Annotated in this window: 22 protein-coding genes and 1 pseudogene; 5 read left to right on the forward strand and 18 right to left on the reverse strand. The window is 46.9% G+C overall.

Translation table 11 applies throughout. The features are described 5' to 3' along the window. Nucleotides 1-330 precede the first annotated feature (330 nt). From tpiA to gap, 3 genes are all read right to left on the reverse strand, one after another. Complete coding sequence (gene tpiA, locus LKD42_RS02555; protein ID WP_147631802.1) at nt 331-1080, reverse strand: triose-phosphate isomerase; 750 nt, start codon at nt 1078-1080, stop codon at nt 331-333. A gap of 179 nt (nt 1081-1259) precedes the next feature. Continuing rightward, the gene (locus tag LKD42_RS02560) at nt 1260-2465 is read right to left on the reverse strand and encodes a phosphoglycerate kinase (RefSeq protein ID WP_248834731.1); all 1206 of its coding nucleotides are present in this window, start codon (nt 2463-2465) and stop codon (nt 1260-1262) included. 153 nt (nt 2466-2618) lie between these two features. Then, nucleotides 2619-3632 (reverse strand): type I glyceraldehyde-3-phosphate dehydrogenase, encoded by a 1014-nt coding sequence (gene gap / locus LKD42_RS02565; protein ID WP_147631800.1) that lies wholly within the window; start codon nt 3630-3632, stop codon nt 2619-2621. Between the two features lie 221 nt (nt 3633-3853). On the opposite strand from gap, the gene LKD42_RS02570 reads away from it, so the two are divergent. Further along, a complete protein-coding gene (locus LKD42_RS02570; protein WP_248834732.1) occupies nt 3854-4657 on the forward strand; it encodes a histidinol-phosphatase HisJ family protein in 804 nt (267 codons plus the stop codon). Between the two features lie 225 nt (nt 4658-4882). Here the strand turns inward: LKD42_RS02570 and mnmA are convergent. The 4 genes and pseudogenes from mnmA to LKD42_RS02590 form a co-directional block, all read right to left on the reverse strand. Then, nucleotides 4883-5962, reverse strand: a pseudogene (gene mnmA / locus LKD42_RS02575) (tRNA 2-thiouridine(34) synthase MnmA); the annotation flags it as partial. Nucleotides 5963-6010: 48 nt separating this feature from the next. Continuing rightward, nucleotides 6011-6454 (reverse strand): Fe-S cluster assembly scaffold protein NifU, encoded by a 444-nt coding sequence (gene nifU / locus LKD42_RS02580; RefSeq protein ID WP_022119933.1) that lies wholly within the window; start codon nt 6452-6454, stop codon nt 6011-6013. 105 nt (nt 6455-6559) lie between these two features. Then, the gene (gene nifS, locus LKD42_RS02585) at nt 6560-7744 is read right to left on the reverse strand and encodes a cysteine desulfurase NifS (RefSeq protein WP_022119932.1); all 1185 of its coding nucleotides are present in this window, start codon (nt 7742-7744) and stop codon (nt 6560-6562) included. Between the two features lie 32 nt (nt 7745-7776). After that, a complete protein-coding gene (locus LKD42_RS02590) occupies nt 7777-8274 on the reverse strand; it encodes an RrF2 family transcriptional regulator (protein WP_147631797.1) in 498 nt (165 codons plus the stop codon). A gap of 173 nt (nt 8275-8447) precedes the next feature. On the opposite strand from LKD42_RS02590, the gene LKD42_RS02595 reads away from it, so the two are divergent. The 4 genes from LKD42_RS02595 (at nt 8448) to LKD42_RS02610 (ending at nt 11197) form a co-directional block, all read left to right on the forward strand. Next, on the forward strand, nt 8448-9758 hold the full coding sequence (locus LKD42_RS02595) for a polysaccharide biosynthesis protein (RefSeq protein WP_248834734.1): 1311 nt from the start codon (nt 8448-8450) through the stop codon (nt 9756-9758). A 119-nt stretch (nt 9759-9877) separates the two neighbouring features. After that, nucleotides 9878-10063: a hypothetical protein gene (locus LKD42_RS02600; RefSeq protein ID WP_022119929.1), complete on the forward strand. Its 186-nt coding sequence runs from the start codon at nt 9878-9880 to the stop codon at nt 10061-10063. Between the two features lie 16 nt (nt 10064-10079). Then, nucleotides 10080-10331, forward strand: coding sequence for a spore coat protein (locus LKD42_RS02605; protein WP_022119928.1), 252 nt, complete (start codon nt 10080-10082; stop codon nt 10329-10331). A 161-nt stretch (nt 10332-10492) separates the two neighbouring features. Continuing rightward, nucleotides 10493-11197: an N-acetylmuramoyl-L-alanine amidase family protein gene (locus LKD42_RS02610; protein ID WP_248834735.1), complete on the forward strand. Its 705-nt coding sequence runs from the start codon at nt 10493-10495 to the stop codon at nt 11195-11197. A gap of 107 nt (nt 11198-11304) precedes the next feature. Here the strand turns inward: LKD42_RS02610 and glgA are convergent, their stop codons facing one another. The 11 genes from glgA to xseA all read right to left on the reverse strand — a co-directional run bounded on the left by glgA (nt 11305) and on the right by xseA (nt 23374). Then, nucleotides 11305-12750 carry a glycogen synthase GlgA gene (glgA, locus tag LKD42_RS02615; RefSeq protein ID WP_248834736.1) on the reverse strand — a complete coding sequence of 482 codons (1446 nt, stop codon included), beginning with the start codon at nt 12748-12750 and terminating at the stop codon, nt 11305-11307. Between the two features lie 137 nt (nt 12751-12887). Beyond that, nucleotides 12888-13685 carry a sporulation transcription factor Spo0A gene (gene spo0A, locus LKD42_RS02620; protein WP_022119925.1) on the reverse strand — a complete coding sequence of 266 codons (798 nt, stop codon included), beginning with the start codon at nt 13683-13685 and terminating at the stop codon, nt 12888-12890. Nucleotides 13686-13869: 184 nt separating this feature from the next. After that, the gene (spoIVB, locus tag LKD42_RS02625; protein WP_248834737.1) at nt 13870-15108 is read right to left on the reverse strand and encodes a SpoIVB peptidase; all 1239 of its coding nucleotides are present in this window, start codon (nt 15106-15108) and stop codon (nt 13870-13872) included. A gap of 75 nt (nt 15109-15183) precedes the next feature. Continuing rightward, the gene (recN, locus tag LKD42_RS02630) at nt 15184-16878 is read right to left on the reverse strand and encodes a DNA repair protein RecN (RefSeq protein ID WP_248834738.1); all 1695 of its coding nucleotides are present in this window, start codon (nt 16876-16878) and stop codon (nt 15184-15186) included. Nucleotides 16879-16896: 18 nt separating this feature from the next. Continuing rightward, nucleotides 16897-17367 (reverse strand): arginine repressor, encoded by a 471-nt coding sequence (argR, locus tag LKD42_RS02635; protein WP_022119922.1) that lies wholly within the window; start codon nt 17365-17367, stop codon nt 16897-16899. A gap of 13 nt (nt 17368-17380) precedes the next feature. Beyond that, on the reverse strand, nt 17381-18244 hold the full coding sequence (locus LKD42_RS02640; RefSeq protein WP_248834739.1) for an NAD(+)/NADH kinase: 864 nt from the start codon (nt 18242-18244) through the stop codon (nt 17381-17383). Nucleotides 18245-18257: 13 nt separating this feature from the next. Beyond that, nucleotides 18258-19067 carry a TlyA family RNA methyltransferase gene (locus tag LKD42_RS02645; RefSeq protein WP_248834740.1) on the reverse strand — a complete coding sequence of 270 codons (810 nt, stop codon included), beginning with the start codon at nt 19065-19067 and terminating at the stop codon, nt 18258-18260. A gap of 25 nt (nt 19068-19092) precedes the next feature. Next, nucleotides 19093-20958, reverse strand: a complete 1866-nt coding sequence (gene dxs, locus LKD42_RS02650) for a 1-deoxy-D-xylulose-5-phosphate synthase (RefSeq protein WP_248834741.1) — start codon at nt 20956-20958, stop codon at nt 19093-19095. 13 nt (nt 20959-20971) lie between these two features. After that, complete coding sequence (locus LKD42_RS02655) at nt 20972-21859, reverse strand: polyprenyl synthetase family protein (RefSeq protein ID WP_022119918.1); 888 nt, start codon at nt 21857-21859, stop codon at nt 20972-20974. Further along, nucleotides 21849-22085 (reverse strand): exodeoxyribonuclease VII small subunit, encoded by a 237-nt coding sequence (gene xseB, locus LKD42_RS02660; RefSeq protein ID WP_248834742.1) that lies wholly within the window; start codon nt 22083-22085, stop codon nt 21849-21851. Before xseB ends, LKD42_RS02655 begins: the two co-directional genes overlap by 11 nt. Nucleotides 22086-22087: 2 nt before the next feature. Continuing rightward, a complete protein-coding gene (gene xseA, locus LKD42_RS02665; protein WP_248834743.1) occupies nt 22088-23374 on the reverse strand; it encodes an exodeoxyribonuclease VII large subunit in 1287 nt (428 codons plus the stop codon). Nucleotides 23375-23381 lie beyond the last annotated feature (7 nt).

Below are 23381 nucleotides of genomic sequence, written 5' to 3' on the forward strand. Positions count from 1 at the left end.
GGCACAAAACCATTGTCCACTGGACAATGGTTTTGTGCCCTCGCGGAGCGTTTATCTCAGTAGGAGATTGTACTCCCACTGAGAAAGATTTGTTATTACTCACCACTTGCAGAAGTGGGAGTCTTCTCGACTGAGATAAAAACATTTATATAACTATCACTTTTTTAAATGGCAAGGTTTTAAACGATTAAAAGTGATCGTTGAAGGTGATAGTTGTAATATTAAAAAACGCCCCCAAACACAATTCAATTAGTAATACTTACCAATTTTCCTTGCATTTGGGGGCGTTTTATTCTTTCTTGTTTGGACTATTTAGCCAAAAATGGCTGATTATTTATAATTTACGATCTGACCGAACTCTTCTTTCAGAGATGCTCCTCCAACCAGTCCGCCATCGATGTCTGCCTGAGCAAACAGATCTGCTGCTGTCTTGGAGTTTACAGATCCGCCGTACTGGATACGGATCTCTGCTGCTGTAGCGTCATCGTATACTTCAGCGATACACTCACGGATCTTGCTGCATACTTCCTGAGCCTGCTCTGTTGTAGCAGTCTTGCCGGTTCCGATAGCCCAGATCGGCTCGTAAGCGATAACGGCTGCTTTTGCCTGATCTGCTGTCAGTCCCTGGAATCCGATCTTAACCTGCTGACGGATGAAGTCCATGGTCACGCCCTGCTCTCTCTGTTCCAGAGATTCGCCGCAGCACATGATCGGTGTCAGGCCATGCTCAAATGCTTTGTGCATTTTTTTGTTGATATCTGCATCTGTTTCTCCGAAGTATCCTCTTCTCTCGGAATGTCCCAGAACAACGTATTTAACGCCTGCATCTACCAGCATATTCGGGGAGATTTCACCTGTGTAGGCACCTTTCTCTTCGAAGTACATATTTTCAGCACCAACCTGGATGTTTGTTCCTTTTGCAGCTTCTACTACAGGAACGATGTCGATAGCCGGTACGCAGAATACTACATCAACTTCATCATTTTTTACCAGTGGTTTCAGAGTTTCAACTAATTTTACTGCCTCACTCGGAGTCATGTTCATTTTCCAGTTACCAGCAATAATTTTCTTTCTTGCCATGATCTTATCCTCTTTTCACATATTGTAAAACGTCGCCTTTGGCTCGTTTTCGTTAAGTACTGACGGGATGTTCGCCTGCCTCTAACCTCATGTTTCGCTTCGCTCCCATTCGCTAAGAGCGGCGAACTAAGTAAACACTAGAACTCAAACATCGCCTTTGGCTCGTTTTCGTTAAGTGTTTACTTATCGTTAGCTGCTGCTACGCCCGGCAGTTCTTTTCCTTCCAGGAATTCCAGAGATGCTCCACCGCCTGTGGAGATGTGGCTCATCTTGTCACCAAATCCAAGCTGGTTTACTGCTGCTGCAGAATCGCCGCCGCCGATGATGGTTGTTGCATCGGTATCTGCCAGAGCTTTTGCTACTGCAATCGTACCTGCTGCCAGTGTCGGGTTTTCGAATACACCCATCGGTCCGTTCCAAACAACTGTTTTTGCTGTTTTTACTGCATCTGCATACAGAGCTGCTGTTTCTTTTCCGATATCCATAGCTTCTTTGTCAACCGGGATATTATCTACAGATACGTTCTCTACTTCGATCGGAGCATCGATCGGGTTCGGGAAATCTGCGGAAACAACTGCATCTACCGGAAGCAGAAGTTTTTTGCCAAGCTTCTCAGCTTTTGCCATCATCTCATTGCAGTAGTCGATCTTGCTGTCGTCTACCAGAGATTTACCAATCTCTTTGCCCTGAGCTTTCAGGAAAGTATAAGCCATACCGCCGCCGATGATCAGAGTATCGCATTTCTCAAGCAGGTTGGAGATAACGTTCAGTTTGTCTGCTACTTTTGCACCACCCAAGATTGCAACGAACGGGCGAACTGGATTTTCTACTGCATTGCCCAGGAAATCAATCTCTTTCTGCATCAGATATCCAACAACTGCGATATCTACATATTCGGTAACACCTACGTTAGAGCAGTGTGCTCTGTGAGCAGTACCAAATGCATCGTTTACGAACACATCACACAGAGATGCCAGATCTTTACTGAATGCTTCGCCATTTTTGGTTTCTTCAGCACGGTAACGAGTGTTTTCAAGCAGAACAACTTCACCGTCTTTCATAGCTTCTACAGCTGCTTTTGCGTTCGGTCCTACGACTTCCGGATCAGCTGCAAATTTTACTTCCTGACCAAGCAGTTCAGAGAGACGTACTGCTACCGGTGCCAGAGAGAGTTCCGGTTTCGGTTCTCCCTTTGGTTTGCCCAGATGAGAGCAAAGGATTACTTTTCCGCCGTCCGCGATCAGTTTTTTGATAGTTGGCAGAGCTGCTACGAGACGGTTTTCGTCTGTGATCTTGCCATCTTTCAGAGGTACGTTAAAGTCACAGCGAACCAGGACTCTTTTGCCTTTTACGTTGATATCATCAACCGACTTTTTATTAAGCATTCTTATTTCCTCCTTGTATCATACATACGGATTTTCTAATGTGCATCCTTGCGGAGCCGCTTATTTAGCCGCAGAGTCTTCTCCGACTAAGATAAAAAGGGCCCGGTCCAAAAGACCGGACCCAGATAGGTCTTCTTTGTCTGATTTAACAGATTATGCTAATTCAGAGAAGTATTTGATTGTTCTTACCATCTGAGATGTGTAAGAGTTTTCGTTGTCATACCAAGAAACAACCTGTACTTCTGTTGTACCGTTGTCCAGAGGCAGAACCATTGTCTGAGTAGCATCAAACAGAGAACCATATCTCATACCAACGATATCGCTGGATACGATTTCGTCTTCGTTGTATCCGTAAGATTCTGTAGCAGATGCTTTCATCTTAGCGTTGATTTCGTCTACAGTTACTGTTCCTTCAACAACTGCTGTCAGGATTGTAGTAGAACCTGTAGGGGTCGGTACACGCTGTGCAGAACCGATCAGTTTGCCGTTCAGTTCCGGAATAACCAGACCGATAGCTTTTGCAGCACCTGTGCTGTTCGGAACGATGTTTACTGCTGCTGCACGGGATCTTCTCAGATCGCCTTTTCTCTGAGGTCCGTCCAGAGTCATCTGATCACCTGTGTAAGCATGGATTGTTACCATGATACCGGATTTGATCGGAGCCAGTTCGTTCAGAGCTTTAGCCATTGGTGCCAGACAGTTTGTTGTACAAGAAGCTGCAGAAATGATCTGATCCTCAGCTTTCAGTGTCTCATGGTTTACATTGTAAACGATAGTCGGAAGGTCATTGCCTGCTGGTGCAGAGATAACAACTTTACGAGCACCTGCATTGATATGAGCCTGAGCCTTTTCTTTGGATGTGTAGAATCCAGAGCACTCCAGAACTACGTCAACACCCAGCTCGCCCCATGGGCAGTTGTTTGCATCCGGGAAAGCGTAGATCTTGATCTCTTTTCCGTCAACTGTGATGGAATCTTCACCTGCTGATACTGTATCTGCCAGTGCATATTTACCCTGTGATGAATCGTATTTTAACAGGTGTGCCAGCATTTTTGGGGAAGTCAGATCGTTGATAGCTACTACTTCATATCCTTCTGCGCCAAACATCTGTCTGAATGCAAGACGTCCGATACGTCCAAAACCATTAATTGCTACTTTTACTGCCATGATTAATTTCCTCCTATTATGTTAAATAGTATGATTGCGGTCTTTATTGTTAAAGATTCCACAACTTTCTTCTATTCTACCTAATTTCTGTAAAAAGTTCAAGTATAATTTCAACGAATTTCTCTGGACATTTGTGTTTTATTCTCATAAACTTGTAACAGAGAGAAAAATCAGGTGTTTTTTCCTGAATTTTGTCGTATTTTGAAAGGAGTTTTTATTTTATGAGATCCGATTTTCATCTTCATTCCTCTTTTTCCGCCGATTCCGACGCCCCGATGCGGGATATGGTCGAAAAGGGTATCTCTCTTGGACTGTCTGCCATGTGTTTCACAGAGCACATGGACTATGACTATATTGACGAAGGGATGGTCTTCGAAGCTGATATTCCTTCTTATTGCAAGACGCTTACCTCCCTCAAAGAAGAGTATGAGCACAAGATTGAATTATTATTCGGCCTCGAACTCGGTCTGCAGCCTTATCTGAAGGAGCGCTGCGAATCTCTTGTAAAGAATTGGGATTTTGATTTTGTGATTGGATCATCCCATGTGGTAAACGGACAGGATCCCTACTATCCTGCTTTTTTTGAGGGACGCACCGAAAAAGAGTCTTATATTTCTTATTTTGAATCGATCATTGAGAATCTGCATACCATGTCCTGCTTTGATGTCTACGGCCATATTGATTATGTCGTCCGCTACGGTCCAAACAAAAATCAGTTCTATTCTTATAAAGAATACAGTGACTGGCTGGATGAGATCATCCGCCTTCTGATCGATAAAGGACTTGGCATGGAGATCAATACCGGAGGCTATGCAGCCGGACTTGGACACCCGAACCCGCACGAAGATATCCTGAAACGTTACCGCGAACTTGGCGGCGAGATCGTCACCATCGGATCAGATGCACATGCCCCAGAACGTATTGCGGCTGATTTTGACCGTGCCTGTTCGATATTAAAAAAATGCGGCTTCCGTTATCATGCGATATTCCGCAAACGAAAGCCGACTTTTGAACTGCTGTGCTGACAATTTGTATGGCATATTTTATGATGCCAGGGTCAAAAGGTCTAAATCCACATGAGCTTGCTCATAGGTGGATGAAAGACCTTGGGACCCGCCCCGATATGAGCATAAAAGTGGGATGATAATCCCACGATATGCGAATACTGGGGAGGATTGTGGGAGTGCAACGCACGGAACAATCCGTAGGCATCATAGTTGGGGACTTTTGACACCCACATCATTTTATACTTAGATAATCGTACCGCCGCCCAGCACGTATCCGTCTTCATAGAGCACCACTGCCTGTCCCGGCGTGATCGCGTGCTGTGGCTCTTCAAAGGTGCAGGTAATCTCATCTTCTCCGGTCCGCTTTACATGGCAGTATGCCCCTTTGTGATTGTAGCGGATCTTTGCAAATACATGATCTTCTTCCTGAATATCTTCCCTTGCCATGAAATTTAAATGGTTGGCACGAAGAACCGTCTGACAGGCCTGGGCACGGTTTCCGATCACCACTTCGTTTGTCTGTGGTCGGATCTCTGTGACAAAAGCCCTCTCTCCAAGTGAAATTCCCAGACCTTTTCGCTGTCCGACCGTATAATGGATGATCCCTTTGTGTCTTCCGAGGATTTTCCCGTCCGGTGTCACAAAATTGCCTTCCGGAACGATCTTTCCGGTATATTCTTCGATAAAGGAAGCGTAATCGCCATTCGGTACGAAACAGATATCCTGGCTGTCCGCCTTGTGTGCCACCGGCAGATAAGCTTCTTCTGCCAGTTTGCGGATCTGTGGTTTCTCATAATCACCAACCGGCATGAGTGTGTGGGCAAGCTGTCTCTGTGTCAGGTTATAAAGAGCATAGGTCTGGTCTTTTGCCGCTGTCACAGAATTGCGGATCGCATAACGCCCATTTGGCAGCTTTTCGATCCTTGCATAATGACCGGTTGCAATATAATCCGCCCCAATCTGAAGGCTCCGCTCCAGAAGTGCTTCCCACTTGACATAGCGGTTGCAGGCGATACATGGATTCGGCGTCTGTCCATTCAGATAAGAATCCGCAAAATAATCCATGACATTTTTCCGAAAATCGTCTTTAAAATTCATCACATAATATGGTATACCGATCGTCTCTGCCACTCTTCTTGCATCATCCACCGCACTCAACCCGCAGCATCCACCGTTTTCCTGCTGGACTTCCTCGGCTTCATCCTGCCAGATCTGCATCGTCACACCGACTACATCATAGCCCTGCTGTTTCAGCAGCATCGCTGCCACAGATGAATCGACTCCGCCCGACATTCCAACCACTACTTTTTTACTCATAATCTTTTCCGCCTTACTCCTTTGATCATAAAATCTGCACGTTGTATGCTGATCTTAGTACTCCTCTTCCTCTTCTTCTTCGCCTTCATGGATATCAGACTTCGGCTTTTGCAGTCCTTCGATCTTGATGTGGTGTTTCTCTGCGTAATCCCACAGTGCTGCATGGATGGCTTCTTCTGCAAGCAGAGAACAGTGTACTTTTACAGGAGGCAGTCCGTCCAGAGCTTCCATAACGGCTTTGTTGGTAACCTGCATTGCTTCCTGGATATTTTTGCCTTTTACCAGTTCGGTTGCCATGCTGCTGGTTGCAACGGCTGCTCCGCATCCAAAGGTTTTAAATTTTACATCGCGGATGATCCCGTCATCGTCAATGTCCAGATAAATACGCATGATATCGCCGCATTTTGCATTGCCGACGGTTCCGACACCACTTGCATTTTCGATTTCGCCTACATTACGCGGATGATTAAAATGATCCATAACTTTTTCGCTGTACATAAAAATTTCCTCCAATTTTCTGTTTTGTTTTTCTATCTTTATTCTGGCTTATTTTCTGACTATTTCTGTGCTCTGTACAATCTGATCCTGTCTTTTACTGCCGGATTATTTCTGATTCTTTTTCACGAAATCTTCGTAGAGTGGAGACATGCTTCGCAGTCTTTCGATAATCTGTTTGATACAGTCTACAACGAAATCAATGTCCTCCATGGTAGTCTCTGCGGACAGTGTCAGACGCAGGGAACCGTGTGCGATCTCGTGTGGCAGGCCGATCGCCAGCAGTACATGGGACGGATCCAGAGAACCGGATGTACAGGCAGATCCGCTGGAAGCACAGATACCGTTGTTGTCCAGCAGGATCAGAAGGGACTCACCTTCTACAAACTGAAAACTGAAGTTTGCATTGTTCGGCAGACGGTTGGTTCTGTGTCCGTTCAATCTGGTATAAGGAACTTCCGCCAAAACACGGTCGATCAGATGATCTCTCAGTTCGATCTCTTTTGCGGTACGCTCTTTCATGGTCTTTGCTGCGATTTCTGCTGCCTTGCCGTACCCCACAATACCCGGAACATTTTCGGTACCGGCACGACGTTTACGCTCCTGTGCTCCGCCGTGTACGAAAGAACGGATCTTAACGCCTTTGCGGATGTAAAGGAAACCGATTCCCTTCGGACCGTTCAGTTTGTGTCCGCTGGAACTTAACATATCGATGTGAAGCTCGTCAACATTGATCGGCAGCTGACCGTATGCCTGAACCGCATCGGTATGGAACAGAACGCCGTGTTTCTTTGCGATCTCACCGATCTCTTTGATCGGCTGAATGGTTCCGATCTCATTGTTTGCAAACATAACGGAGATCAGGATCGTATCCGGACGAATTGCTTTTTCCAGTTCATCCACTTTTACGACACCGTTTTCATCCACACCGATGTAAGTGATCTCAAAACCACGTTTTTCCAGATATTCTGCGGTATGCAGGATCGCATGATGCTCGATCTTGGTCGTGATGATGTGTTTTCCTTTGCTCTGATAAGCTTCTGCCGTTGCTTTCAGTGCCCAGTTATCTGCCTCGGAACCACCGGCTGTGAAATAAATCTCATTTTCCTGTGCTCCCAGAGTCTCTGCGATCGTTCTTCTTGCATTTGAAACTGCTTTTTTGCTCTCGCTTGCAAACTCGTAAACACTGGACGGGTTTCCGTAGTATTCTGTAAAGTACGGCAGCATAGCTGCTACTACCTCTTCTGAAGTCTTTGTTGTTGCTGCATTGTCCAAATAGATCAATTTCTTCATATTTACCTCCTGATGCCGCTTGCGGCACAATCTCAACACTTTCTCTTTGTGTCTGCTTTATCCTGCGAATTTATATACTGACCGGACTGCTCCATCTCTCGTTTCCGCTCCTGGCTTTTTTTTGCTTCTGCCATCAGCTCCTCAAGCGTAATCTCATCTACTGCTTTCGCAATGCTGTCGTTGATCCTCTGCCAGACCAGTTTCGTCACGCAGAAATCAGAACTTTCACATCCGCCCTCAGGCTTCAGTCCCTGACAGTCCACCGCTCCAAGCTCTCCTTCCAGAGCCCGCAGTATATCTCCGACTGAAATCTCGGCCGCAGGTTTCGCCAGACGGTAACCGCCCTGGGCACCTCTCGTGCTCTTGATCAACCCTGCTTTTTTTAATTTTCCCGCAAGCTGTTCCAGATAGCTCTCAGATATGTTCTCACGTTGTGCAATGCAGCTGATGGATACGGATTCTTTCTCACTGTATACCGCCAGGTCAACCATCGCCCGCAGTCCATATCTTCCTTTTGTAGATAATTTCATGCTGCCCTCCCATATTGTTTCATGCCGGAATCCGAAATTCTTCTGATCGCGGCACCATTTTCTGGATTAATTCCGAGTGTTTCGCTGGGATTTGTTTCGAATATAGCACCGCATTTCCGTTCTGTCAAGTACTTCCTCCGAATATATATAAGAAAAAATGGAATTTTGTGCTTATGATCCAGAAACATCCGCTCCTGAAAAGCACCGCCATCCTGACCTGTGCCGGTATGGTCAGCCGCATCATCGGTTTCTTCTATAGAATATTCTTATCCAAGACAATCGGTGCGGAAGGAATCGGTATCTATCTTCTTCTTTTTCCGATCCAGACCCTGCTGTTTTCCCTGACCTCATCCGGAATCCAGACTGCCATTTCCCGCTTTGTCTCTGCAAGGCTTGCATCGAACGACAAAAAAGGAGCCCGAGACATCCTTCTTTGCGGTATGATGCTCTCTGTCCTGTTTTCCGGGATTGCTTCTTTTTTTCTTTATCAGAATGCGAATTTTATTGCCGTCTCTCTGCTGCATGAGGCACGCTGCAGCTCCCTTCTGAAAATTTTAAGCTTTGCACTGCCTTTTGCCGGTGTGCATGCCTGCATCATCGGATATTATACCGGACTGAAAAAAGCCGCCGTCCCTGCCATCTCCCAGCTGGTCGAACAGACCGCCCGCGTTGCCTCTTCGTTCCTGTTCTGGCAGATCATGGTGGAAAAAGGAATCCAGGTAACCCCTGTGCTTGCCATGTATGGTATGCTGACCTCGGAGATCATCGTGGTTCTGTATACCGGAACCCGGTTTCTGCTCCACCATCCGTCTTCTTTTGAAAAAGCATGTCCGTTTTCCGCACACAGTATCCGGGAAATCCTTACTTTTTCGCTGCCCTTAAGTACAAACCGTGTCTGTTTAAGTCTTCTGCAAAGTGCTGAATCCATCTGTATCCCGCTGCGACTGCAGGCTTTTGGCCTTGCAAGATCTGCAGCACTTTCTTCTTACGGAACACTGACCGGAATGGCTCTGCCGCTTGTTCTTTTTCCTTCGGCAGTCACAAACGCCCTCTCTGTTATGCTGCTGCCGGCTGTCTCCGAATCACAGGCTGGAAAAGACCGCAAAGCGATCGCAAGACTTTCTGTCCGCACCGTCCAGAGCTGCCTGCTGCTTGGCATCCTCTGTACCATTTTCTTTCTGGTCTTTGGAAATCTGTGCGGAATCCTGCTTTTTGACAGCAACGAGGCCGGAACTTACATCCAGATCCTCTCCTGGCTCTGTCCGTTCCTCTATCTTGGCACAACGCTTGCCAGTATTTTAAACGGACTTGGAAAGACCTTTCTTGTCTTCCTGTCAAATATGGCCGCGCTTTTTATAAGATTTTTATTCGTCTGGTTTGCCATTCCTTTTTCCGGTATCAAAGGCTATCTGCTCGGACTGCTTTTTTCACAGCTTCTGCACAGCCTGCTGTTGCTTTTCTGCCTGAACCGCAGTTTATCCTGAAATGCTGCCAGGTTTCTGTAGTCTGCTTTTTGTATAAAAAAACATTTCCCGGACATACTAACTTCCGAGGCACAAAAACATCTGCATTTGAAATGCGACCCATCCAAGGAGGAATCGAAATGAACGAATTATCGGAACTTGACCTGCAGAACCTCCGCCATCTGATCGGCGGGTTTGACACCACACACTGCAAAATGACCGCCTACGCACAGGAAGCAGGCGATCCGGCTGTGAAACAGTTTTTCCAGAAATCTGCACAGTCCGCGATGCAGTGCAAACAACAGCTGATGACATTTCTGCAGTAACAGGAGGTAAGAAAAGATGTTAGATGAAAAGACAATGGTAGCCGACACATTAGCCGGCATCAACGGAGAACTGGTCCGCTATGGCGAAATGATCCCACAAACCGAAAATATGCAGCTGAAACAGGTTTTAAAGCAGTTCCGCAACCAGTGTGAAACTTCTCAGGAAGAGATCTATCAGCTTGCCCGCAGCAAACAGTACTATGTACCGGCCGCAAAGGCGACCGCCGAAGAAATCCAGCACGTTCGCTCCGTCCTTTCCCAGGGTTAGGAAACATGCGTCTGTCATAAGTTTTTCTTAATTTTAAAAACTCTTCCTTGTCAGAATTCGGATTCTATGGGATACTGTTGTAGTAATAACCTGTTGCAGTCAGGAAGTGGGAGTCTTCTTCGGCTGAAAAAAATTTCTGAATTTTACAAGGAGGGGTTTTTTTGAAACTTCACAGTTTAAAACATACCTGCATCATCCCGGTCCTCTGTGCGGCTCTGCTGATTCCGTCATACACCGTCCACGCCGACTGGGAGTACAATACAGAAGAAAATACACTGCGTTACAAGACAAACGACGGCACCTATCTTACTTCTGTATTTCGTAAGATCAAAGGCTATACTTACTATTTTGATGCCGACGGAACGGTCCACACCGGATGGCTGGATTTAAAAGGCGATCGCTACTTCTTCTCGGAGAGCGGTGCCATGCTGACAAGCCAGTGGATCGGTGACAAATACCTTATGAAAAATGGCAAGATGGCCAGAAGCCGCTGGGTGGACAACCACAATGTCTATGTCAACAAAAACGGTTCCCGCGTGGCAGTCGGCAAAAAATACAAAGCGAAATTTATCAAGACCGCCCAGGGCACGAAATACCGGAATGTGGATGGCACCTACTCTGCAAAGACCTGGCAGAGCATCAAAGGATACTGGTACTACTTTTATTCGACCGGATACATGGCAACAAATGCCCAGCTTGGCGAGTATTACGTCGATAAGAGCGGTCATATGGTCAAAAATAAGATCGTAAAGATCGGCAAATATTATTACCGCTATGGTGCGGACGGAAGATTTGTAAAACGTTCCAAGACAAGGTCCAAACTGATTCCAAAAAAGAAACATTCCAAAAGGCACCTCTCTGATTAAAACAGAAGAAAGGCATAAAAAAGCTTCTTCGATCTATTTCGTTTCGAAGAAGCTTTTCTTTTATTTGATTCTTAAGATCGTTTTCCAATCTCTTACATCCTTTTTGTTCAGCATCCAAGCATCCAGTTGTACATCTCTTCGTACTGTTTTGCAGAACTTGCCCAAGAGAAATCTGCTGCCATTGCACGGTCTACCATCTTGTTCCACTCACGCTTTTTCTCATAATAAATGTACTGTGCATACTTCAGTGTGTTGAACATCTCATGTGCATTATAATTTGCAAAGCTGAATCCCGTTCCGGTTCCCTCATACTCATTGTACGGAATCACAGTGTCTTTCAGACCGCCTGTCTCACGCACGATTGGCAGTGTGCCGTAACGAAGACTCATCAGCTGGCTGAGGCCGCACGGCTCAAACAGGGACGGCATCAGGAATGCATCACAAGATGCATATATCTTATGAGACATTGCTTCAGAATAGAAGATGTTCGCAGATACTTTGCCCTGATATTTCCATGCGAAATGGCGGAACATATTCTCATATTTCTCTTCGCCGGTTCCAAGGATCACAAACTGGACATCCTGCTGGCACATCTCATCCATCATATAGGCGATCAGGTCGAATCCTTTCTGGTCTGTCAGTCGTGATACGATACCAATCATAAACTTCTTGTCGTCTTTTTCCAGACCAAGCTCTTCCTGAAGTGCTCTCTTATTCTTTACTTTTTCTTTGCGGAAATTCTTTGCGTTATAATTTTTTACTATATATCTATCCGTCTCCGGATTGTATTCATCATAATCAATGCCGTTTACAATACCACGCAGGTCATGTGCCCTTGCATTGAGCAGTCCGTCAAGATGTTCGCCGTAGAACGGTGTCTTGATCTCCTCTGCATAGGTACGGCTGACGGTCGTGATCGCATCTGCGTAAACCAGTCCGCCTTTCAGGTAATTGGCATCGCCGTAAGCTTCCAGTTTGTCCGGTGTAAAATAGCAGGATGGAAGTCCGGTGATATCCTTTACGGTCTTCATATCCCACACACCCTGGAATTTCAGGTTGTGGATCGTCATGATCGATTTCATGTTGCAGAAGAACTCGCCCTCGTGGAACTTGTCCTTCAAAAATACCGGGATCAGACCGGTCTGCCAGTCGTGGCAGTGTACGATATCCGGTTTAAATCCGATCAGCGGCAGTGCTGAGAGTGCTGCCTTTGAGAAAAAGGCAAACTTCTCGATATCTTCGTAAATATTTCCATATGGTCTTGGTCCTGCCAGGTAGTATTCATTATCAATGAAATAATAATGGATGCCCTCATACATCATATGAAGCACACCTACATACTGGCTTCGCCAGGACAGATCCATATAGAAATGCGTTATGTACTCTAACTGATTTTTATATTCCTCTTTCATACACATATACTTCGGTATGATCACGCGTACGTCAAACTCGTCTTTATTAAAACATTTCGGCAGCGATCCCACTACATCTGCCAGTCCACCTGTCTTAATAAAAGGTACACATTCTGATGCTACAAATAACACATTTTTCATAAACTTTTCCTCCTAATCGGTACCGCTTTTTTTCATTATAACGCATTTTTTCTCTATTGAAAAGTGTTATCTGTATATTTTGCACAATTTTTATGTTTTTTCTCTGATAAAGCTTCCATCTTGTCCCATCTGTGTTTTCATCGATTCTTGTATTCCAGGCGGATCTTATCCGCGATCAGAGCAATAAACTCCGAGTTGGTCGGCTTGCCTTTGCCGTTGCTGACCGTATAACCAAATAATTCTTCGATCGTATCCATCTTACCTCTGCTCCACGCTACCTCGATCGCATGACGGATCGCCCGCTCCACACGGCTTGGCGTGGTCTGGTGTTTTTTTGCGATCGTCGGATAGAGGATCTTTGTGATGGAATTGAGCATTTCCATATCGCTCACCGACATGATGATCGAATCACGCAGATACTGATAACCTTTGATATGTGCCGGTACGCCGATTTCATGGATGATGTTGGTCACATCCGTCTCCAGGTTGCGTTCCATGTATTCTTTCTTGCTCTCGTAGGCATTTACCTTCTGTACTTTTGCGAAATTACGGTCTTTCTTTACTCTTGTGTGCTTGATTCGGTTGATAACCATCTCATTGTCAAATGGTTTCAGAATATAGTAATCTGCTCCGAGGTCAAATGCATCTTCCGTGATCTTCTCCTGGCCGACGGCTGTAATGACGATGAATGCCGGATGTTTGCGGATTTCCTGATCTTTGTTCACCCGCTCCATGACAGTCAGCCCATCGACTTTGGGCATGACCAGATCCAGAAGTACGACATCCGGCTCCTGCTTTTTGATAATATCATACAGATCTTCGCCATTTCCTGCTTTTCCGACTACATTCAGTTCTTCATCACTGCTCACGATTTTATCCAGAAGCTGTAAAACCTTCGCGTTGTCATCTGCAATCGCTATATTCAGCTTATCCATAAAAGCACCTCCATTTAGTTACAAATATGCCAAAAACTACTTGTATTATAAGCAGAACTTTTGGTGGACGCAAGCAGTTCCTGTCGCATTTTTCTCCCTTTTTTCGACAAACTGCCTTCCATTAAGCTTAAAAGAACAACCTTTCTGTCGTATATGGGCGAAAACCGGATGCATACCTCCCCGCTTACTTCTCCAGCATATTTTCTGCAAAAATTGCATAGCCACGGGATGGATCTGCCACAAAGACATGGGTGACTGCTCCGATCAGCTTTCCGTCCTGAAGGATTGGACTTCCGCTCATGCCCTGGACGATGCCGCCGGTCTTTTCAAGAAGATCCTGATCCTTCACCCGGATCACCATGCTTTTGTTTATATCGCGGTGGCTCAGGTTGATTTTTTCTATCTCTACCGTATATTCTTTTACGCTGCCGTCGATTGAGCAGTAGATCGAAGCATTTCCCGTATGCACTTCCTGGCGGTACGCCGTCTGTACAAACGAATGGCCGGACAGTTCCTGCGGCATAGCATATAACATTCCTTTGATCCCGGTCTCGGAATTGGAGGTGATCGTCCCGAGAATCTGGTCATCCCGGTAATAGATCGTCCCGGAGAGTTCGCCCGGATTGCCTTTTTCTCCTTTCTTTACTGCTCCCACGCTTGCCCGGTACAGTTTTCCGTCCCGGATCTGCATCAGAAGCCCGGTGTCCACATCACTGATCCCGTGTCCTAATGCTCCATACTGTTTCTGCCCGTCCACATAGGTCATCGTGCCAAGTCCCTGTGTGTCATCCCGCACCCACACACCCAGTTTGCAGCTGCCATCCTGCATGCGAACCGGCAGAATCTGACATTCTTTTTCGAATCCATTTCTTATAACAGTGAGTCTGATCTTTTTTCCCTGACTTTTTTCGACGATTTCCAGAATTTCTTCTTTTGTGGAAATTTCTTTTCCATCTGCTTTTACGATATAATCCCCCGATTTCAGTATTCCAAGGGAAGGTTCTCTTTCCATGCCATCTGCATCTGTCACGCTCCCGGTCCCGACAACCAAAATCCCTTTTGTTTTCATAAAAATACCGATCGTATTGCCGCCCGGGAGTACCTGCGGCAGCTCTTTTTGCTGTATTTCAACCGTTTTGAGCGGAACGAATCCCAGAAAAGAACACTGAATCTTGATCTTTTCTTCCGGGATTTTTGTATTTTCCGCAGAAACGGATGCATAGACAACCTCATCTTTTACCATACTTTGAAAAGGGAGCTTTATCGTATCGACATCCTCATAAGATGCCACATTCAGCTGATCTGGGATGCTGCTTTTCAGATACCAGAATCCGCCCGTCACAAGAAAAAAGAACAACAGCAAAAACATCGCCAGCATGCGATAGATTGCCCTTGTTCTTTCTGTTATTTTTTTCTTTTTCACACACGGTCACCTCATCTTTCCCTGCCTCTGCGGCTGATTTTTGATTTGGTTCTAGTATGTGAAACTCAGATTCTTTTACTCTGGCTCATTCTGGAATCCGTGTCCTCTGGCATTTTTTGCCAGCTGACGCATCTCTTTTGCACTGTCAAGCACCATCTGCGTGATCTTTGCTCCGCCGAGGATCCTTGCCAGTTCGTCGATACTCTCTTTCTCATCCAGCTGCCGGATCGAGGTCTGGGTCTCGTTTTCGATAACCTTCTTTTCGATCATAAAATGCACATCTGCCATCGCTGCGATCTGTGCCAGATGCGTGATACAGATCACCTGATGGTTTCCGGCGATCAGTGCCAGCTTTTCGGATACCATCTGTGCAGTGCGTCCGCTGATACCGCTGTCGATCTCATCAAAGATCAGCGTCTCAACCTTCTCCTGGTCTGCCATCACGGATTTGACCGCCAGCATGATCCTGGAAAGCTCACCTCCGGATGCCGTATCCTGCACCGGACGCAGCGGCTGACCCGGATTGGTGGAAATCATAAAACACACTTCGTCCTGCCCGGATACCATATAATCTTCCAGCAGACGGAAATCGAGTTCAAACTGTACATCCAGAAAATTCAGATCCATCAGAGCCTGCTTCACCTGTTCTGTAAAACGCTGTGCCGCTTCCTTTCGGATGACAGTGAGGTTTTCTGCTTCTTTTTGCAGCTGTTTTTTGCAGGCGGCAAAACGGCTTTTTCGCTCCGCCAGGTATCCTTCGTAGTTTTCAAGTACTGCAAAACGCTGCTTTTTTTCTTCACAGTATGCCTGGATTTTCTCGATCGTATCACCGTATTTCGTCTTCAGATGGTTGATCAGATCAAGCCGCTCCTCTGTCTTTTTCAGCGTTTCTTCATCGACATCCAGCTCATCTGCATATCCGGAGATCTCCCGGTTAAAATCATTTAAAAGGCTGTCCACATCCATCAGCTGGTTATAAAGTGCCTTCAGATCCGAATCGTACTCTGACACGGATGCAAGGCTTCGAAGAGCACGCCCGATCGCTTCCGATGCTCCGTCGGATGCACAGAGCTGATATGCCTCCAGGACCGATTCCAGGATCTCTTTTCCGTTTGCCAGTCTCTTATAATCGTCCTCCAGTGCCTCATCTTCCCCTTTTTGCAGGGCAGCTTCTTCGATTTCACCAATCTCAAAGCTTAAAAAATCCATCTCTTTTGCTCTGGTGGCATTGTCCAGCTGTGCCTGCTGCAGTTCCTTTTTCAGTTCGCCGTATTCCTGATAGCAGGTTTTGTAGTTTTCTTTTGCCAGAGTCAGCTTTTCTCCCGCAAAATCGTCGAGTAGTTCCAGATGTTTGCGAATATGTAAAAGAGACTGATTCTCATGCTGACCATGGATGTCGATCAGCAGTGTACCGGCTTTTCTGACCATGGAAACCGGAACAGTCTCTCCATTGATCTTGCTGGTCGTCCGCCCCTTTGACAGCCGCCGGCTGATGATCACCTCACCATCTTCCACCGGGATCTCCAGCTCCAGAAGTGCCTGTCGCTGTTCTTCATTTTCAATCACAAAAACAAGCTCCGAAAGTGCATAATCTGCATCTTCCCTTGCAAACCCCTTAAAATTCTGCAAACCAAGGGCAACGGCGATCGAGCCGAGCAGAATGGATTTTCCCGCTCCTGTCTCACCGCTTAAGATATTCAGTCCCTTTCCGAGACTGATATCTGCCTCTTTGATCAGTGCCATGTTCTTCACATGAATATTTGCCAGCATATTACACTCCCATTTCTTTTAATTATGCAGCGGCGTACCGGCTGCAATGATCTTTTTTATCTTATCCATGACGATCAGTGTCTCATCTACGCTGCGGACAGCACACATGATTGTATCGTCCCCTGCGATACAGCCTGCGATCTCCGGCCATTTCATGGCATCAAGTGCCGCTGCCACTGCCATCGCCATACCTGCCACCGTCTTTACGACCAGTATATTCTGTGCCATATCCATCGCCACAAAGCCATCCCGCAGGATACGGAGATATTTTTCATTCATGCCCGTCTCGGTACCCTGCATCACTTTGTAAACCTGACGGCCTCTGTCGTTGGTTACTTTTGTCAGCTTCATTTCCCGGATATCACGGGAAACGGTTGCCTGCGTCACCGGAAAGCCCTCTGCGTTGAGCTTTTCTGCCAGCTCTTCCTGTGTCTCTATGTCATCTCTGCTGATCAGATCCAGGATCTTTGCGTGTCTGTTGATCTTCACCCTTCATTTCCTCCTACTGGTCATTCATCTTGTTTCTCAGGACTTCAAGAAAACTGATGTTGTTTATCTTTATCAGTCGTGTCATACGGCTGGAACGGTAAATGCGGATACAGTCACCGATTCCCAGTTTGACACAGGTATCTCCGTCAAACGATGCGGCTGCCTCATCCCAGCCCGCGGTATGTCCGTGCAGCAGCTCCACCGTGATCTCCGCATCTGCCGGAAGCACGATGCTTCGTGTATTAAGCGTGTGCGGTGCGATTGGCGTAAGCAGGATCAGAGAAGCCTCCGGGGAAACGATCGGTCCACCTGCCGAGAGGCTGTATCCGGTTGATCCGGTCGGCGTAGAGATGATGATGCCGTCCGCACTGTAAGAACGTAAAAACTCGCCATTGACATAAATATTAAAGTCAATGATCTGAAGCCTTCCGCTTCTTGCGATCACGATATCATTGAGTGCAAAATCCTGCAGCAGCTTTTTCTTGTGGCTGTAGGCACAGCCTTCGAGCATCATCCGGTCTTCGATCACCACGTTGTCATCGATCAGCCGGTCCAGTGCCTCTTCCATATTGTCACCGTCCACCTCTGCCAGATAGCCGAGTGTCCCCTTATTCACTCCGAGAAGCGGGATATTCCGCTCGATCATGTCTCTGGCCGCCTGTAAAAGCGTGCCGTCCCCGCCAACCACCAGAATACATTCGGTGTCATCCGGGATCAGATTCGCATTCGTATATTTATAAGAACGCAAGCTTTCTTTTCCCTGGCGTTCCTGTATGATGCACTGTTTTCCTCTGAAATTCAGATAGGCTTTTATCTTTTTTGCGATCTTTCCTTCCGGATCTTTCATACTGTTTGATATTACATAAAATCTGTCCATTCTTTATCCAGCCTTATTTATCAAGCGTTCCGTGTGCCTGTCCAACGACTGCATCCACATCCATGTCACCGTCTGTCATCTCGGTCCCTTCCGGCTTTTTCTGCAGATAGAGCAGATACTCAATGTTTCCTTCCGGTCCTTTGATCGGTGAAAAATCAAGTGCCAGCGGCTCCAGATACTGCTCTTTTGCAAAAGCAATGACTTTTTCGATTACTTCTTTGTGAACGGCCGGATCACGCACCACGCCTTTTTTGCCGACTTTTTCTCTGCCTGCCTCAAACTGTGGTTTAATCAGACAGACGATCTGCCCATCCTGGCTTAAAAGATTCCGAACCGGAAGCAGTACCTTGGTCAGAGAAATAAAAGACACATCGATCGATGAAAAATCAACCGGCTCTTCGATATCTTCCGGTGTCACATAGCGGATGTTGGTCTTTTCCATGCAGACCACACGCTCATCGTTGCGAAGTTTCCAGTCCAGCTGTCCATGTCCGACATCCACAGAGTAGACTTTTACCGCTCCGTTCTGAAGCATACAGTCCGTAAATCCGCCTGTCGATGCACCAACATCCATGCAGACCTTTCCTTCCAGTTCCACGCCGAAATTTTTCATGGCTTTTTCCAGTTTCAGACCGCCACGGCTGACATAACGCAGTGTATTTCCACGCACTTCAATCTCTGCCGCACAGTCAAACATCGATCCGGCCTTGTCTTCTTTCTGTCCATTGACATAGACACAGCCTGCCATGATCACCGCTTTTGCTTTCTCTCTTGAAGCCGCATGCCCTCTCTGGACAAGCAGCACATCCAGTCTTTCTTTCATCTGTGCTCCTTTTTTGCAGCCGCTTTTAAAGTCCCATGGCTGCCGCAATTATTTTCTTTTCTATCGTTTCTGCATCAATACCGCATTCTTTTTTAAGGATTTCTACGTTTCCATGCTCGATATAAGCATCCGGCAGGGCAATGTTCATCACCTGCACATCGCTTCCAATCTCCTCGTAAAATTCTGATACATGCTCGCCGAATCCACCTTCCAGGACATTCTCTTCCAGTGTCACGATCAGCTTATGCTCTTTCGTCAGTGCAAGCAGACGCTCCTCGTCAAGCGGTTTTACAAAGCGTGCGTTGATCAGAGTACACTCAAAACCTTTGCGTTTCAGATTCTGACGCACTTCATGTGCTGTCTTTACCATGCTACCGACTGCGATCAGGGCAATGCATTCTTCATCATAGAGCAATTCGCTTTTGCCGTATACGATCTTAGCACGATGCTCAGAAAGCCCGTCATAGGCTTCGCCCCTTGGATAACGCAGGGCGATTGGACCGTCAGAGGAAATTGCAAATTTCAGCATATCGGACAGCTCCCATTTGTTTTTTGGTGCCATCACGCACATATTCGGGATCAGAGATAAATAGGAGAGATCAAAAATCCCCTGATGCGTCTCTCCGTCACTGCCAACCAGACCTGCACGGTCAACTGCAAAGATCACATGCAGGTTCTGGATACAGACATCGTGCACGATCTGGTCAAAAGCACGCTGTAAAAAGGATGAATACACCGCCACGACCGGAATCATGCCACCCGCTGCCAGACCGGCCGCAAAGGTCACTGCATGCTGTTCTGCGATCCCCACATCAAAGAAACGCTCCGGAAAGACATTTTTAAACCGTTTCAGTCCGGTTCCGTCCGGCATTGCTGCCGTGATTGCCACAAGATTCTCCTGCCTCTCCCCCATTTTTCGCATAACGGTCGCAAACACATCCGTATAGTTGGCTTTTGTCCGCTTATGGAGCGGAAGTCCGGTGGCAATGTCAAACGGCTCTGCCCCATGGAATCTCGCCGGATGACGTTCCGCCGGTACATATCCTCTGCCTTTCTGCGTCAGTATATGAAGAAGCACCGGTCCGTTCACCTTGCGTGCCTCCTTGAAAGCACGCACCAGTCTGCCGATATCGTGTCCATCGATCGGCCCTAAGTAAGTCAGCCCCATCTCTTCAAACCACATCCCCGGAATAAACAGCTGTTTGATCCCGCTTTTTGTCTTTTTGATCCTGCGGACCACGCGGTCGCCGTAAACCGGGATTTTTTTTAATGTATCCGAAACACCCTGTTTTAATTCCTGATAGGCATCGTTTGTGCGAAGTCTGCCGAGATAGTCCGACATTCCGCCGACGTTCTCCGAAATCGACATATTGTTGTCATTTAATACAATGATAAAATTGCTTTTCAGCCTGGCAGCATTGTTCATCGCCTCGTATGCCATGCCGCCGGTCAGAGATCCATCTCCGATCACCGAGATCACGGAATAATCTTCTCCCTGCAGATCTCTTGCCGCCACATAACCAAGCCCTGCCGATATGGAGGTGGAGCTGTGTCCTGTATCAAAACTGTCACAGCTGCTCTCACAGCGTTTCGGGAAACCGCTCATCCCCCCGAATTTACGCAGATTTGCAAAATTCTCTCTGCGGCCAGTCAGCAGTTTATGTGTGTAAGCCTGGTGTCCGACATCCCATATCATCTTATCTTTCGGAAGATCAAACACCAGATGCATTGCCATGGTAAGTTCCACCACACCAAGGTTCGATGCCAGATGTCCTCCACTCTCACTGATCGTGCGGATCAGGAACTCCCGGATCTCATCTGCAAGCAGTGGCAGCTCTTCCTTTTTCAGCTTTTTGATATCATTCGGATGATTTATCTTCTCTAATACCATAGTCAATCGCTCCTTATTTTTTCCGGTTGACCAGCATCAGCACCAGCTCTTCCAGAAAATCATTTTTTCGGCCAAGCGACTGTAAGGCAGAAACTGCACGTTTTGAAATCTCTTCCACATCGCTTTTTGCTTTTTCGATCCCTTCGATCGTCACGTAAGTAGTCTTGTCATTTTTCTCATCGCTGAATACCGGCTTGCCAAGCTCGTCCGTCGTGCTTGTGACATCTAAAATGTCATCCCGGATCTGAAATGCCAGCCCGATATCTCTTGCGGAATCTTCGATCACTTTTATTTCTGCCTCCGATGCCCCGGCCAGTGCCGCACCGACCATCATGGACGCTTCGATCAGAGCACTTGTTTTCAGACGGTAAATAAAATCCAGTTTCTCTCTGGAAATCTCTCTGCCTGCAGCTTCCACATCCACGCACTGACCGCCAAGCATCCCGTAAATCCCTGTCTTTTTCGTCAGAATCTGCAGTGCTTTCCCGATCGCCGGATTGCCCGGTTCGATCTCAAAGGCACGCACTGCCGTCTCATAGGCATAATTGAGCAGTGCATCGCCTGCCAAGATTGCCATCGCTTCCCCATATACAATGTGCGTTGTCCTGCGGCCTCTGCGGTACTCGTCGTTATCCAGTGCCGGGAGATCATCGTGGATCAGTGAGTGGGTATGTATCATCTCCATCGCTGCCATAAAAGGCTCGATGATCTGCCCTTCTCCGCCAAACATCCGGTAAGTCTCCAGCATCAGAAGCGGCCGGAGGCGTTTGCCTCCCGCACGCATACTGTAATTCATCGCCTCAAGAACCGTTTTCTGAAATCCTTCTTCTTTCGGAAGATAGTATTCCAGAATCCCGGTGATCTTTTCCTGGCGTTTTTCCATCTCCAGATTAAAATTCATCTGCTTCTCCCTCTTCATTCAAAACAAGAATTTTCTTTTCTACGGTATCAATCTGCTGATTGCAGAACTTTATAAGCTCTATGCCTTCCTGATATCCCAGAAAAGAATCCTCCAGTGTTGTATCTTTCTTCTCCAGTTTCTGGATGATCTCATCCAGACGCAGAAATGCTTCTTCCAGTGTCCGTTCTTCTTCTTTCTTTTCTGTACTTTCTGTCTGTTTTGCCATCTTTACACCTCACCTGCATCCTGCTTGTCTTTCTGAATATCCGTTACCTCCGCCTGCAGCCGTCCGTCCGATACATACACACAGATCGTGTCCCCCTTTTTGACCTGCCCGGTCTGTGTGATCTTCCTGCCGTGTACGTCCGCAGTATAAGAATAGCCCTGCCCCAGCTTTTCAAGCGGAGACAGTCCCTTTAACTTTTCGATATAAATCTGCATCCGGTGCCTGCTGTCCCTGTATTTTTCCCGCATCAGCACCTGCAGACGCTGCCTGTCATACTCCATCTCCTGTCTGGACAACGCAAGCTTCTGCTGCATGGCCTCCGCCAGATCTTCCTGTGCCCTTGCAAGACGCATTTTCTGATCCTGAAGCTTCTCCTGCGGTCCTAAAAGGGAGAGGATTTTCTCTCTTCTTGCCAGCTCATCCCTTTTATCCTGCACTTTTCTGGTTACAGCCTCAAAGAGCCGGCTCTTCTGGCGGTATAACTCGCCCTGGAGGGCTGAAATATCCGCAACTGCAAGCTCAGCTGCCGCCGATGGCGTCGGAGCACGCAAATCTGCCACATAATCTGCGATTGTAGTGTCCGTCTCATGACCTACCGCTGAGATCACCGGGGTATTGCAGGAAAAGATCGCTCTTGCCGTTTCTTCTTCATTAAATGCCCAGAGATCCTCGATCGAGCCACCGCCACGCCCGGCGATAATCACATCAACACCATACGCATCCAGCATGGCAATGCCTTTTGCCACACTTTCTGCGGCACCTTCGCCCTGCACCAGTGCCGGATAGAGGATGATCTGAATACCCGGATTGCGTCTTCTGGAAATCTGAATGATATCCCGCACAGCGGCACCGGTCGGTGCTGTCACAACTCCCAGTTTCTTCACAAAGGGCGGAATCGGTTTCTTATAAACGGGATCAAACATCCCCATCTCTTCTAATTCTGCTTTCAGTGCCTCAAACTTCTCATAGAGAAGTCCGGCACCGTCTAACAGAATCCTGGATGCATAGAGCTGATATGTGCCGTCTCTTTCATAAACACTGATGTTGCCAAGCACAAGAACCTGCTGACCGTTTTTCATGCCAAAAGCCAGTCCCTTTCTGGCACTGGCAAACATGACACAGGAAATCGTTCCGCTCTCATCTTTCAGCGAAAAATAGATGTGTCCCGATGTATGATATTTACAGTTTGAGACTTCTCCTTTCATGTAAATGCTTCGCAGCACCACATCCTGTGTAAACATGGACTTGATGTAGGCATTTACCTGTCTCACAGTATAGACATTCTGCACGCACCCA

It is taken from the genome of Hominisplanchenecus faecis (genome assembly GCF_020687205.1).
GTDB classification, from domain to species: domain Bacteria; phylum Bacillota; class Clostridia; order Lachnospirales; family Lachnospiraceae; genus Hominisplanchenecus; species Hominisplanchenecus faecis.

What these genes read in the sequence shown, in the direction of transcription:
- spo0A (WP_022119925.1), bottom strand. Translation starts at nt 13,685, where the DNA reads ATGGATAAGCTGAATATAGCGATTGCAGATGACAACGCGAAGGTTTTA.
- recN (WP_248834738.1), bottom strand. Translation starts at nt 16,878, where the DNA reads ATGCTGGCAAATATTCATGTGAAGAACATGGCACTGATCAAAGAGGCA.
- LKD42_RS02560 (WP_248834731.1), bottom strand. Translation starts at nt 2,465, where the DNA reads ATGCTTAATAAAAAGTCGGTTGATGATATCAACGTAAAAGGCAAAAGA.
- nifU (WP_022119933.1), bottom strand. Translation starts at nt 6,454, where the DNA reads ATGTACAGCGAAAAAGTTATGGATCATTTTAATCATCCGCGTAATGTA.
- glgA (WP_248834736.1), bottom strand. Translation starts at nt 12,750, where the DNA reads ATGAAAAATGTGTTATTTGTAGCATCAGAATGTGTACCTTTTATTAAG.
- LKD42_RS02605 (WP_022119928.1), top strand. Translation starts at nt 10,080, where the DNA reads ATGTTAGATGAAAAGACAATGGTAGCCGACACATTAGCCGGCATCAAC.
- nifS (WP_022119932.1), bottom strand. Translation starts at nt 7,744, where the DNA reads ATGAAGAAATTGATCTATTTGGACAATGCAGCAACAACAAAGACTTCA.
- LKD42_RS02595 (WP_248834734.1), top strand. Translation starts at nt 8,448, where the DNA reads ATGATCCAGAAACATCCGCTCCTGAAAAGCACCGCCATCCTGACCTGT.
- LKD42_RS02655 (WP_022119918.1), bottom strand. Translation starts at nt 21,859, where the DNA reads ATGAATTTTAATCTGGAGATGGAAAAACGCCAGGAAAAGATCACCGGG.
- xseB (WP_248834742.1), bottom strand. Translation starts at nt 22,085, where the DNA reads ATGGCAAAACAGACAGAAAGTACAGAAAAGAAAGAAGAAGAACGGACA.
- LKD42_RS02600 (WP_022119929.1), top strand. Translation starts at nt 9,878, where the DNA reads ATGAACGAATTATCGGAACTTGACCTGCAGAACCTCCGCCATCTGATC.
- LKD42_RS02640 (WP_248834739.1), bottom strand. Translation starts at nt 18,244, where the DNA reads ATGGACAGATTTTATGTAATATCAAACAGTATGAAAGATCCGGAAGGA.
- LKD42_RS02590 (WP_147631797.1), bottom strand. Translation starts at nt 8,274, where the DNA reads ATGAAATTATCTACAAAAGGAAGATATGGACTGCGGGCGATGGTTGAC.
- dxs (WP_248834741.1), bottom strand. Translation starts at nt 20,958, where the DNA reads ATGGTATTAGAGAAGATAAATCATCCGAATGATATCAAAAAGCTGAAA.
- gap (WP_147631800.1), bottom strand. Translation starts at nt 3,632, where the DNA reads ATGGCAGTAAAAGTAGCAATTAATGGTTTTGGACGTATCGGACGTCTT.
- LKD42_RS02570 (WP_248834732.1), top strand. Translation starts at nt 3,854, where the DNA reads ATGAGATCCGATTTTCATCTTCATTCCTCTTTTTCCGCCGATTCCGAC.
- LKD42_RS02645 (WP_248834740.1), bottom strand. Translation starts at nt 19,067, where the DNA reads ATGAAAGAAAGACTGGATGTGCTGCTTGTCCAGAGAGGGCATGCGGCT.
- tpiA (WP_147631802.1), bottom strand. Translation starts at nt 1,080, where the DNA reads ATGGCAAGAAAGAAAATTATTGCTGGTAACTGGAAAATGAACATGACT.